Origin of the sequence: Streptomyces sp. NBC_00012 (assembly GCF_045040875.1) — a bacterium.
GTDB lineage: Bacteria > Actinomycetota > Actinomycetes > Streptomycetales > Streptomycetaceae > Streptomyces.
In genome coordinates this window covers 6,428,119-6,439,849 of the sequence record NZ_CP108309.1, presented here as the reverse complement: position 1 = coordinate 6,439,849, position 11,731 = coordinate 6,428,119, and the positions used below count along the sequence as shown (strand labels likewise).

The window sequence follows — 11,731 nt, the reverse complement described above, 5'->3', positions numbered from 1 at the left end:
ATCACCCGTAGCGCTGACCAACCAGGGTGCTGGCCAGGCCAAATGTGCGTCAACTGCCCGACACGGAAGGGGCGGTGGGTGCACTCACGTCGAAGTGTCCCGCTTTGGGAGCGGCTTTCATGAGAGCGGTGAGAACTCTCGCCTTCACCCGACCTCCTTCGCCGCTGCCCCAGATCACCGTTCGCCCCCGGGTGAGTTGCAGGGAGATCGAGTCGTACGAGGTGACCCGCACGACCTCGGTGTCCTTGGCGACGCCGCCCGGAAGTCCGCCCGCGACCCGGACCGCTTCCCGCACCAGCCGGTCACTGCCGAAACGACGCAGACTCGCGGACTGATCAGGTTTCAGTTCCAGCAGAGGTATGCGTCCGGGCGCTTTGTCCACCGTCGCGAAACGCACACCTTTCGCGTCCACTTCAATGAACTTCGCGCCCTTTTTCACCAAAAGGACCGGTTGTCGTTCGGTCACCTTAAGTCCGATTCCGTGCGGCCAAGACCGTACGACATCCACGGAGTCGATACGAGGCAACTTCTGGCGCAACCGATCGGCAATGGCGTCGGTGTCGACGGAGATCAGCGGGGCGCCGATCGGGACCGCCGCGGCGGCCTCCACCTCGGTCGGTGTCAGTACGTCGACACCGGTGGTCCTGACCTGTTCGGCCCGGAGCCAGGAGGAGCCGTAGAGCGCCCAGACCGCCCCGGAGGCGAGCAGCAGCACGAGCACGCCGATCACGATCAGCGTTGTGCGGCTGGGCAGTCGGCGCCCTTCGGGGCGCGGGCGCGGCGGGCGGGCCTGGGAGTCCTCCTGCCGCGCTGCTCCGTGCTGGGCGGTCGTCGGTCCGGCCACGCTCGCTCCTTACGCCGGGTCCGGGGGCGCCGCCCCCGGACCCGTCCGCCTCACGCGCCTCGGCGTGCGGCAATCGCCTCGTACACCATGCCGACGAGCAGGTCGTCGGCGTCCCGGCGGCCGAACTCGGCGGCGGCGCGGGACATCTCGTACAGCCGGTGCGGATCCGCGAGCACCGGGAGGACGTTGCCCTGCACCCACTCGGGGGTGAGCGCCGCGTCGTCCACCAGCAGACCGCCGCCGGCGTTGACCACCGGCTGGGCGTTGAGCCGCTGTTCGCCGTTGCCGATGGGCAGCGGGACGTAGGCGGCGGGGAGCCCGACGGCGGAGAGTTCGGCGACGGTCATCGCGCCGGCGCGGCAGAGCATCATGTCGGCCGCGGCGTACGCGAGATCCATCCGGTCCACGTACGGTACCGGGATGTAGGGCGGCATCCCGGGCATGTTGTCGACGCGCGGCAATTCGTTCTTCGGGCCGACCACATGGAGGATCTGGATTCCGGAGCGCTGCAGCAGCGGGGCGACCCGCTGGACGACCTCGTTGAGGTGGCGGGCGCCCTGCGAACCGCCGGAGACCAGCAGCGTCGGCAGGTTGGGGTCGAGGCCGAACGCGGCACGTGCCTCGGGGCGGACCCGGGCCCGGTCCAGGGTGGCGATGGTGCGGCGCAGCGGGATGCCGATGTAGCGGGCACCGCGCAGCTTGCTGTCGGGGGTGGAGACGGCGACGCCGTGGGCGTACCGCGAGCCGATCTTGTTGGCCAGGCCGGGACGGGCGTTGGCCTCGTGGACGACGATCGGCACCCCGGCCCGCTTGGCGGCGAGGTAGCCGGGCAGGGCGACGTACCCGCCGAAGCCGACGACGCAGTCCGCCTTGGTGCGTTCCAGGATCTGCTCGGCGGCCTTGATGGTGCCGCGCAGCCGTCCCGGGACGGTGATCAGTTCCGGGGTGGGCTTGCGCGGCAGCGGCACGGCCGGGATCAGGGCGAGTTCGTACCCCCGCTCGGGTACGAGCCTGGTCTCGAGTCCGCGCTCCGTGCCGAGGGCAGTGATTCCCACGGTCGGGTCCTGCCTGCGCAGGGCGTCCGCGAGGGCAAGCGCGGGCTCGATGTGGCCGGCGGTCCCCCCACCGGCGAGTACGACATGCACCGAAATTCACCGCTCTCCGGACGGACGCTTCTTGACGCGCCGCCTCATCGTCTTCCATCTCACCCCGGGCCTCCGCATGGCCAGGGCAGCCTTCGCCGCGGGGTCCTCTCGCGCGAACGCGATCAGCAGCCCGACGGCGAACATGGTCGGCAGCAGGGCCGATCCTCCGTAGGAGAACAGCGGGAGCGGGACTCCGGCGATCGGCAGCAGGCCGAGCACCGCACCGATGTTGATCACGGCCTGCACCGTGATCCAGGTGGTCACACCTCCCGCGGCGTACCTCACGAAGGGGTCCTCCGTGCGTCCGGCCACGCGGATACCCGCATAGCCTAGAGCCGCGAAGAGGGCGAGTACCGACAGCGTCCCCGCCAACCCCAGTTCCTCCCCGGTGATGGCGAAGATGAAGTCGGTGTGCGGTTCAGGTAGTTGGCCCCATTTTTCCACACTCGCACCGAGCCCGGAACCGAACCATCCGCCGGACGCCAGAGCATAGATGCCGTGCACCGCCTGCCAGCAGGAGTCCCCCGGTCCGGGCTCGCTGGCGCCGATGCAGGCGAGCCTGGACATCCGGTTCGGACTGGTCTTGATCAGCACGAAGGCGATCAGTGCGGCGAAGCCGAGCACCCCGCCGAAGAGCCGGGTGGGTGCCCCGGCCAGCCAGAGCAGTCCGAACAGGATCGCGGTGAGAATGATCGCAGTTCCCATGTCGCCGCCGAGCATGATCAGCCCGAGGAGCATGAAGGCGACCGGGACGAGCGGGACGAGCAGGTGCTTCCACTGGGTCAGCAGTCGCTTGTCCTGTTTGCGGGCGAGCAGGTCCGCGCCCCACAGGACCAGGGCGAGCTTGCCGAACTCGCTGGGCTGGAGCTGGAAGGGGCCGCCCAGGTAGAGCCAGTTCTGGTTGCCGTTGACCGACATCCCTATCCCCGGCACCTGGACCAGCACCATCAGGAAGACGGTGCCCATGAGCAGCGGGTAGGCGAATGCCCGGTGCAGTTTGGCGGGCATCCGGGCGGCGAGCGCCATCAGTCCGGCACCGATGACGGCGGCCAGGAACTGTTTGCGGAAGAAGTAGGTGCCCGGTTTGTCGAGCTCCAGCGCCTTGATCATGGACGCGGAGTAGACCATCACCAGGCCAAGCACGGTGATCAGCAGGCCGGCGCCCAGGATCAGGTAGTACGCGGTCAGCGGGCGGTCCCAGGCGCGGCGCACCCGCTCGTACATCCCGCGCAAGCCCGCGCGGGGGGAACGGGGCGCACGGGGGCCGCCGGTGGAGCGCCCCTTGGAGCGGGGCGCCGAGGGGCGCCGGGAGCCGACGGCCGACCGGACCCTGAGGGCGGGGCCGAACGGCGCCGTGGCGCCCGTACCCGCTCCCGCGAGCAGTGGTGGGGCGAGTGCCCGGCTGATCGCCTCGGTGGCCCGTGAGCGGCCCCCACGGGGCCCGGCGGAGCTCTCTTCGGCCGGCATTGTCGCTGTCCCCTCCACTGCTCGTGCGCGGAGGCCGGGCCCGTCAGGCGCTCTCGGCAGCGAGTGCGCGGACCGCGTCCGCGAACGCCTCGCCCCGCTTGTTGTAATTGACGAACATGTCCATCGAGGCACAGGCCGGAGCCATCAGTACGGTGTCTCCCGGCCGGGCGAGCCGTGCCGCCTCGCGGACCGCCTCGGACATCGCCCCAGTGTCGGTCCGGTCGAGGTCGACCACCGGGACCTCGGGGGCGTGTCGCGTCAGGGCTTCCCGGATCAGTTCCCGGTCCCGGCCGATCAGTACGACGCCCCGCAGCCGCCCGGCGGCCCCGGTCACCAGCTCGTCGAAGGTGGCCCCCTTGGCGAGGCCGCCGGCGATCCAGACGATCGGGTCGTAGGTCGCCAGGGACGCCTCGGCGGCATGGGTGTTGGTGGCCTTGGAGTCGTCGACGTACGCGACCCCGGCGACGTTCGCGACCTGCTCGATGCGGTGCGGGTCGGGACGGAAGGCCCGCAGTCCGTCGCGTACGGCCGCGGGCTCGACGCCGAAGGCGCGGGCCAGGGCCGCGGCCGCGAGGGCGTTGGCGATGTTGTGCGGGGCGGGCGGGTCGATGTCCTTGACCTCGGCGAGCTCCTGGGCCTGCTTCTGCCGGTTCGCCACGAAGGCGCGGTCGACGAGGATGCCGTCGACGACGCCCAGTTGGGACGGGCCCGGGGTGTTCAGGGTGAAGCCGATGGCCCGGCAGCCCTCCTCTACGTCGGCCTCGCGGACCAGGTCCTCGGTCGCCGGGTCGGCCGCGTTGTAGACGCAGGCGACCCGGTTGCCCTCGTAGATCCGGCCCTTGTCCGCGACGTACGCCGCCATGGAGCCGTGCCAGTCGAGGTGGTCCGGGGCCAGGTTGAGGACGGCGGCGGAGTGGGCGCGCAGCGAGGGCGCCCAGTGAAGCTGGTAGCTGGACAGCTCGACGGCGAGTACGTCGTACTCCTCGCCGCCGAGGACGGCGTCCAGGAGAGAGACGCCGATGTTGCCGACGGCCGCGGTGCGCAGCCCCGCCGCCTGAAGGATCGAGGCGAGCATCCGCACGGTCGTGGTCTTGCCGTTGGTGCCGGTGACCGCGAGCCAGGGGGCCGCGCCGGGGCCCCGCAGCCGCCAGGCGAGTTCGACGTCGCCCCAGACTGGGACGCCCGCCTCGGCGGCTGCGGTGAAGAGCGGCTTGCCGGGCTGCCAGCCCGGGGTGGTGACGATGAGCTCGGTGGACTCGGGCAGGGTCGCCCCGTCGCCGAGGCGCACGGCGATGCCCTGCGCCTCCAGCTCCGCGGCCTGCGTGCGGGAACGCTCGTCGTCCCCGTCGTTGACCACGGTGACGACGGCCCCCAGGCCGTGCAGCACCTTGGCCGCCGGGATCCCGGAGACTCCGAGTCCCGCGACGGTGACGTGCTTGCCCTGCCAGTCCTGGTTGCTCACTTGTCGGCTGCCCATCCCGCGTAGAAGAGTCCGAGTCCGACGATCACGCACATGCCCTGGATGATCCAGAAGCGGACCACGACAAGGACTTCGGACCACCCCTTGAGTTCGAAGTGGTGCTGTAGCGGCGCCATCCGGAAGACTCGCTTGCCGGTCATCTTGAAGGAACCGACCTGGATGACCACGGACATGGTGATCATCACGAAGAGACCGCCGAGGACGGCCATCAGGAACTCGGTGCGGGAGCAGATCGCCAGACCGGCGAGGGCGCCGCCGAGGGCCAGCGAGCCGGTGTCGCCCATGAAGATCTTGGCGGGCGAGGTGTTCCACCACAGGAAGCCGAAGCAGGCACCCATCAGCGCGGAGGCGACGACCGCGAGGTCGAGCGGATCGCGTACCTCGAAACAGGCGTTGGGGTTGGTCAGGGTGTCCGCGTTGGCGCAGGACTCCTGGAACTGCCACAGCCCGATGAAGGTGTAGGCGCCGAAGACCATCACCGACGCACCGGTGGCCAGGCCGTCCAGACCGTCCGTCAGGTTCACGCCGTTGGACATGGCCAGGATCATGAACAGCGCCCAGACGACGAACAGCACCGGGCCGATCGACCAGCCGAAGTCCGCGACGAACGACAGCCGGTCGGAGGCCGGGGTGTTGCCGCGGGCGTCGGCGAACTGGAGCGAGAGCACCGCGAAGGCGATGCCCACGATCAGCTGGCCGGCCATCTTCGCCTTGGCCCGCAGACCCAGCGAACGCTGCTTGACGATCTTGATGTAGTCGTCGAGGAAGCCGACGAGGCCCATGCCGGCCATCAGGAAGAGCACCAGCACGCCGGAGAATCGCATCTCCTCGCCGGTGATCAGCTTCGCCGCGACGTACGCGATGATCGTCGCCAGGATGAAGGCAATGCCGCCCATCGTGGGCGTGCCCTTCTTGGACCCGTGGGTACGCGGGCCGTCGTCCCGGATGAACTGCCCGTATCCCTTGCGGGCCAGCAGCTTGATCAGCAGCGGAGTCCCGACCAGGGTCAGGAAGAGCCCGATGGCCCCCGCGAAGAGGATCTGCCTCATCGGCCGGAGACCTCGCCCTCGGACGCGTTCTCCAGCAGTGCCATGGCGACCTGCTCCAGGCCGACCGACCGGGACGCCTTCACCAGCACGACGTCTCCCGGGCGCAGTTCACTGCGCAACAGGTCGACCGCGGCCTGTGCGTCGGACACGTGCACCGACTCCTCACCCCACGAACCCTCGTTGTATGCGCCCAGTTGCAGCCAGGAGGCTTCTCTGCCCCCGACCGCGACGAGCTTGCTGACGTTGAGCCGGACGGCGAGCCGTCCGACCGCGTCGTGCTCGGCGAGCGAGGCGTCGCCGAGCTCGGCCATCTGGCCGAGCACCGCCCACGTACGCCGGCCCTTCCCCATGGCGGCCAGCGCGCGCAGCGCGGCTTTCATGGATTCGGGGTTCGCGTTGTAGGCGTCATTGACGAACGTCACGCCGTCCGGACGCTCGGTGACCTCCATGCGCCAGCGGGAGAGGGTGCCCGCCTCGGAGAGCCCTTCGGCGATCTCGTCTGCGGACAGGCCCAACTCATGGGCGACGGCGGCCGCGGCGAGCGCGTTCGACACGTGGTGCTCACCGTACAGGCGCATGGTCACGTCGCTGCACCCGGTGGGTGTGTGGAGCCGGAAAGCGGGGCGTCCGTCGTCGGTGAGACGGACCTTCTCGCCCCGTACGTCCGCTTCCGCGGCTTCCCCGAAGAGCACCACCCGGGCCTTGGTGCGGGAGGACATGGCGCGTACGAGCGGGTCGTCGGCGTTGAGCACGGCGACGCCGTCCTCGGGCAGCGACTCGACCATCTCACCCTTGGCCTGTGCGATCTGCTCGCGGCCACCGAACTCGCCGATGTGGGCGGTGCCGACGTTGAGGACGAGGCCGACGCGGGGCGGGACGAGTCCGGTGAGGTAGCGGATGTCGCCAATGTAGCGTGCACCCATTTCGAGGACGAGGTGCCGGGTGTCCTCGGTGGCGCGCAGCGCGGTGAGCGGCAGGCCGATCTCGTTGTTCAGGTTGCCCGCCGGGTAGACGGTGGGCCCCTTGCGTTCGAGCAGCTGGGCGATGAGGTCCTTGGTGGAGGTCTTGCCGGCTGAGCCGGTGAGGGCGACGACGGTGGTGCCGAGGCGGCCCACGACGGCGCGGGCGAGCGCGCCGAGTGCGGCCACGACGTCGTCGACGACGATCGCCGGAACACCGACGGGGCGGGCGGCCAGCACGGCTGCCGCGCCCGCCTCGACGGCGCGCTGCGCGTAGTCGTGGCCGTCGACCCGCTCTCCGGCGAAGGCGGCGAACAGGCTGCCCTGCGCCACCTCCCGGGAGTCGATGACGACGGGCCCGCTGACGATTGCTGCCGGATCGGGTATGTCGTGCGACTGCCCGCCGACGATTTCGGCGATCTCGGCGAGGGAAAGGGCGATCACTTGGTCATCCCTGACTGTTGTTCTCGTGGGTGTGGGCGCGGTGGCCGGCGCTCTCGGTGCGCTCGTGCCCCAAGGACCGTTCGATGGCCGCGCGCAGGACCACGCGGTCGTCGAAGGGGCGTACCACGCCGTGGATGTCCTGGCCCTGCTCGTGGCCCTTGCCGGCGATCAGCACGGTGTCACCCGGCTCGGCGCGGGCGACCGCGGCGGCGATGGCGGCGGCCCGGTCGGCGTCGACCAGGACGTCGCCCCGCTCGTGGACGGGCACCTCTGCGGCGCCCGCGAGCATGGCGGCGAGGATTCCGAGGGGGTCCTCGGAACGGGGGTTGTCGGAGGTCAGTACGGCGGTGTCGGCGAGGCGGGCGGCTGCCGCGCCCATCGGGCCGCGCTTGGTCGTGTCGCGGTCGCCGCCGCAGCCGAGGACGATGTGCAGCCTGCCCTCGGTGACCGTCCGCAGGGAACGCAGCACGGATTCGACGGCGTCGGTCTTGTGCGCGTAGTCGACGACCGCGAGGTACGGCTGTCCGGCGTCGACGTGCTCCAGCCGGCCGGGGACGCCCGGGACCGTCGCGACGCCGTCGGCCGCGGCCTGCGGCTCGATCCCCGCGACGGCGAGCGTGACGATCGCGGCCAGGGTGTTGGCGACGTTGAACGGGCCGGGCAGCGGGGCCCGGGCGGCGATCCGCTCGTCCTTGGGGCCGACGACGGTGAAGGTGGATCCGAACGGCCCGAGCTCGACGTCCTCGGCGCGCCAGTCGGCGTCCGGGTGGCCCTCGGCGGAGAAGGTGACGACCGGGACGGACGCCTCGGTGATCAGCCTGCGGCCGTACTCGTCGTCGAAGTTGACGACGCCCTGCCGGCTGCGGGCCGGGGTGAAGAGCTGCGCCTTGGCCTGGAAGTAGTCCTCCATCCCGGAGTGGAACTCCATGTGCTCCGGGCTGAGGTTGTTGAAGACCGCGACGTCGAAGACGCAGCCGTCGACCCGGCCGAGCACCAGGGCGTGGCTGGAGACCTCCATGGTCACCGAGTCGACGCCGCGCTCGCGCATGACGGCGAACAGGGCCTGCAGATCGGTGGCTTCGGGCGTGGTGCGCTCGGACTTGATGCGCTCGTCGCCGATCCGCATCTCCACCGTGCCGATGAGCCCGGTGGCCCGCCCGGCGCCGCGGAAGCCGCCCTCGACGAGGTAGGCAGTGGTGGTCTTGCCGGACGTTCCGGTGATGCCGATCTGGAGGAGATCGGTGCCGGGCCGTCCGTAGATCTCCGCGGCGAGCTCGCCCATCCGGCCGCGCGGGTCCTCGGTGACCAGCACCGGAAGTCCGGTGGCGGCGGCGCGCTCGGCGCCCGCCGGGTCGGTGAGGATCGCCGCGGCGCCGAGACCGGCCGCCTGGGCGGCGAAGTCCGCGCCGTGGAAGCGGGCCCCCGGCAGGGCCGCGTACACATCGCCGGGGCGTACCGCCCGGGAGTCGTGGGTGATGCCGGTGACCTCGCCGGTTCCCGGCGGCTCGACGCCCAGGCGGGCTGCCAGTTCGCCGAGCGGGGTCGGCCCGATCCGGTCCGGGCGGGGCGCTCCCGGGTAGTTCACAGGGGCGGCCTTCTGGGTGGTTTGGAACTGATCAGCGTGGGGCACGGCGGTGAGCGTACCGGGCGCACCGGGCCTCTCGCGAAGTGAGGGGCCGGGGTTCTGGTGGTTTCCGTTCCGGTTCCCGGGATCGGGCGTGATGGTTGTCACTGGATGGTTTCCCCGAGTTCACTCGCCAGGATTGAAGGACACCGGCAGCCGGGCTGGCCTGCTGCCGGACGGTGGGGTCTGGAGGGTCTTGAGTGCGAACTCCATGACCTGCTTGTAGATCGGACCGCAGATCTGGCCGCCGAAATAGCTGCCCTTGGTCGGGTTCTGGATCGCGCAGTAGACGGTGATCTGCGGTTTGTCGGCGGGCGCGAAGCCCGCGAAGGAGGCGGTGTAGCCGTGGTAACCGCCGCGCACCGGGTCGACCCGGTTGGCCGTACCGGTCTTGCCCGCCACCCGGTAGCCCGGGATCTTGGCCTTCGTGCCGGTGCCCTCCTCGTCGCCGACCACCGACTCCAGCATGGCGGCGAGCGTCCTGGCGGTCTTCGCGCTGACCACCCTGGTCCGCTCGGGCGGGGCGGCGGCCTCGTAGCGGCCGTCGGGGCCCTTGGTGCCGCGTACCAGCGTGGGCGCGACACGGACCCCGTCGTTGGCGATCGTCGAGTAGATGGAGGCGGCCTGCATGGCGTTGAGCGAGAGGCCCTGGCCGAACGGGATCGTGTACTGCTGCGAGGTCGACCAGTCCTTGGGCTTGGCGAGGATGCCGGGGGTCTCGCCCGGGTAGTCGAGACCGGTCGGTGAGCCGATGCCGAACTTGCGCAGGTAGGAGTAGAGGACCTTGTTGGCCTCGGCCTGTGTCCTGCCCAGCTCGCCGGTGGCCAGGATGGTGCCGATGTTGCTGGACTTGGCGAGTACGCCGTTGAGCGTCAGGTACCAGGTGGCGTGGTCGATGTCGTCCTTGAAGAGCCGGTCGCCGCGGTGTAGCCGGTTGGGGACGGTGACGTGGGTGCCCGGGGTCGCGACCCCCTCCTCCAGCACGGCGGCCATGGACATGACCTTGCTGGTGGAGCCGGGCTCGTAGACGTCCTGGAGGGCCGCGTTGCCCAGCGATGCCGCGTCGGCCTGCGAGAGGTCGTTGGGGTCGAAGCCGGGGGCGTTGGCCATGGCGAGGACCTCGCCGGTCCTGGTGTTCTGGACGACCACGTAGCCGCGGTCGGCCTTGGACTTCTTCACCTGGTCGGTGATGGCCCGCTGGGCGGCCCACTGGATGTCGCGGTCGATGGTCAGCTCGATGTCGGCGCCGGGTACGGCCGGGACCTCCTTGGTGCCCGCGGTGGGCACCCGGCGGCCGCCTGCCTGGGCGTACCTGATCTTGCCGTCCTCGCCCGCGAGCTCCCTGTCCAGCTTCGATTCGAGGCCGCCCGCGCCCTTGCCCTCGGCATTGACGTAACCCAGTATCCCGGCGGCGAGACCCCCGTTGGGGTAGACCCGTCTGGTGGTCGCCTCCTGGAAGACCCCGGCCAGCACATTGGCTCCCGGACCGCCGTTCGCCCGGTCCTTGCCCGCCTTCTCGGCGAAGACGGACTTGAGGTCCTTGATCTGGTTCCAGACCTGCGGGGTCTGCCTGCGGGCCAGGACGGCGTAGCGGCCCTTCCCGGACAGCTTCCGGGTCAGCTCCGTGGCATCGGTGCCGAGGATCGGGGCGAGGAGCGCCGCCGCCTGCTGGGGCGCGTCGGGGGCCTTGCTGAACCCTGGCGTGAACATCGAGGGGTCGGCGGTGATGTTGTACGCGTCGACGCTGGTGGCCAGCGCGATCCCGCTGCGGTCGGTGATCTCGCCGCGCTCGGCGGAGATCGTGTAGCTGAGGTAGCGGTTCTCCTTGGCCTTGGCGGCGTACGCGCTGGCGTCGACGGCCTGGACCTGGAGCAGCCGGACGACGAACGTCAGCATGACGAGCGTCAGGGCGAGGCTGACCAGGCGGAGCCGGGGGCGCGGGCTGCCGAGCCGCAGGGGGCTCGCGCTCCGGTTGCGGGGCGCGCGGGGGCGTGATGCCGGGGAGGAGCGGCGGGCGGCGGGCCGGGGGCGCCCCTGGCCGCCTGCGGCGCTGCGCGGGCGCGCGGGTCCGGGGACCCGGCGGCGCGGTGGTTCCTTGGGCGGCACTGCGTCACCTGCCGGGGCTCGTCGGGGGCTGGTCTGCCGGGGTACGCGTCCCGGCGGGCGGGGTCGCGGAGGTACTGGGCTGCGCGGCGGCGCCAGGAGGTGTGGCCGTTGCCGACGGAGCGGGCGCGACCGGGGCGGTGGACCGGGGCTGGGCGCCGGCTACGGGGGGCGCGGTGGCGGGGGGCGCCGCCGGCGCACTGTTCTTCGGCGCCGGGGTGGGCTCGGCGGTGGTCTCGGCGGGTACGCCGCGGACCGTGCCGTCCGGGTTCAGGAAGGCGGGGCTGCCGCCGGGCACCATGCCCAGCTCGCGGGCGCGCCGCTCCAGGGCGTCCGGCTTGGAGTAGTTGTCGACGTCGCGCTGGAGGGCCTGCTGCTCGTCGGTGAGCCCCGTGGTCCGCTTCTTCAGCTCGCTGAGCCTGAACGAGCCTTCGTTGAGGGCCGAGTTGAGCACCAGGAGCGTGATCAGGCCGCCGCCGAGCAGCGCCACGACCAGCAGCACGAAGGGCGTACGGGCCGCGTTGCTGGGCCTGGACGGCATCAGCCGGGCGAGCCGCGCGGCACGCCCTTTCAACTGCCCGGCCGGTCTGCTCACCGCGCCGCCCCGCACGTCACC

Annotated in this window: 9 protein-coding genes; all 9 read right to left on the bottom strand. The window is 71.2% G+C overall.

Annotated features, from left to right (window positions below; all coding sequences use genetic code 11):
- Positions 1-49: 49 nt before the first annotated feature.
- The 9 genes from OHA19_RS29500 to OHA19_RS29460 are packed head-to-tail and all read right to left on the bottom strand — an operon-like array spanning position 50 to position 11,710.
- On the bottom strand, positions 50-844 hold the full coding sequence (locus OHA19_RS29500; protein ID WP_405711789.1) for a cell division protein FtsQ/DivIB: 795 nt from the start codon (positions 842-844) through the stop codon (positions 50-52).
- 50 nt (positions 845-894) lie between these two features.
- Positions 895-1,989: an undecaprenyldiphospho-muramoylpentapeptide beta-N-acetylglucosaminyltransferase gene (murG, locus tag OHA19_RS29495; protein WP_124718176.1), complete on the bottom strand. Its 1,095-nt coding sequence runs from the start codon at positions 1,987-1,989 to the stop codon at positions 895-897.
- A gap of 6 nt (positions 1,990-1,995) precedes the next feature.
- Positions 1,996-3,456, bottom strand: a complete 1,461-nt coding sequence (gene ftsW, locus OHA19_RS29490) for a putative lipid II flippase FtsW (protein ID WP_405711792.1) — start codon at positions 3,454-3,456, stop codon at positions 1,996-1,998.
- Positions 3,457-3,499: 43 nt separating this feature from the next.
- Entirely contained in the window at positions 3,500-4,933 is a 1,434-nt protein-coding gene (murD, locus tag OHA19_RS29485) for a UDP-N-acetylmuramoyl-L-alanine--D-glutamate ligase (protein WP_405711794.1), read from the bottom strand.
- A complete protein-coding gene (gene mraY / locus OHA19_RS29480; protein ID WP_405711796.1) occupies positions 4,915-5,985 on the bottom strand; it encodes a phospho-N-acetylmuramoyl-pentapeptide-transferase in 1,071 nt (356 codons plus the stop codon). Before mraY ends, murD begins: the two co-directional genes overlap by 19 nt.
- Complete coding sequence (murF, locus tag OHA19_RS29475; protein ID WP_405711798.1) at positions 5,982-7,388, bottom strand: UDP-N-acetylmuramoyl-tripeptide--D-alanyl-D-alanine ligase; 1,407 nt, start codon at positions 7,386-7,388, stop codon at positions 5,982-5,984. Before murF ends, mraY begins: the two co-directional genes overlap by 4 nt.
- A gap of 4 nt (positions 7,389-7,392) precedes the next feature.
- On the bottom strand, positions 7,393-9,120 hold the full coding sequence (locus OHA19_RS29470) for a UDP-N-acetylmuramoyl-L-alanyl-D-glutamate--2,6-diaminopimelate ligase (RefSeq protein WP_405711800.1): 1,728 nt from the start codon (positions 9,118-9,120) through the stop codon (positions 7,393-7,395).
- 18 nt (positions 9,121-9,138) lie between these two features.
- A complete protein-coding gene (locus tag OHA19_RS29465) occupies positions 9,139-11,118 on the bottom strand; it encodes a penicillin-binding transpeptidase domain-containing protein (protein ID WP_405711802.1) in 1,980 nt (659 codons plus the stop codon).
- 4 nt (positions 11,119-11,122) lie between these two features.
- Positions 11,123-11,710, bottom strand: coding sequence for a septum formation initiator family protein (locus OHA19_RS29460; RefSeq protein ID WP_405711804.1), 588 nt, complete (start codon positions 11,708-11,710; stop codon positions 11,123-11,125).
- Positions 11,711-11,731: the final 21 nt, after the last annotated feature.

Excerpts from the sequence above, each read along its gene's own strand:
- mraY (WP_405711796.1), bottom strand. The coding sequence starts at position 5,985 with ATGAGGCAGATCCTCTTCGCGGGGGCCATCGGGCTCTTCCTGACCCTG.
- murD (WP_405711794.1), bottom strand. The coding sequence starts at position 4,933 with ATGGGCAGCCGACAAGTGAGCAACCAGGACTGGCAGGGCAAGCACGTC.
- ftsW (WP_405711792.1), bottom strand. The coding sequence starts at position 3,456 with ATGCCGGCCGAAGAGAGCTCCGCCGGGCCCCGTGGGGGCCGCTCACGG.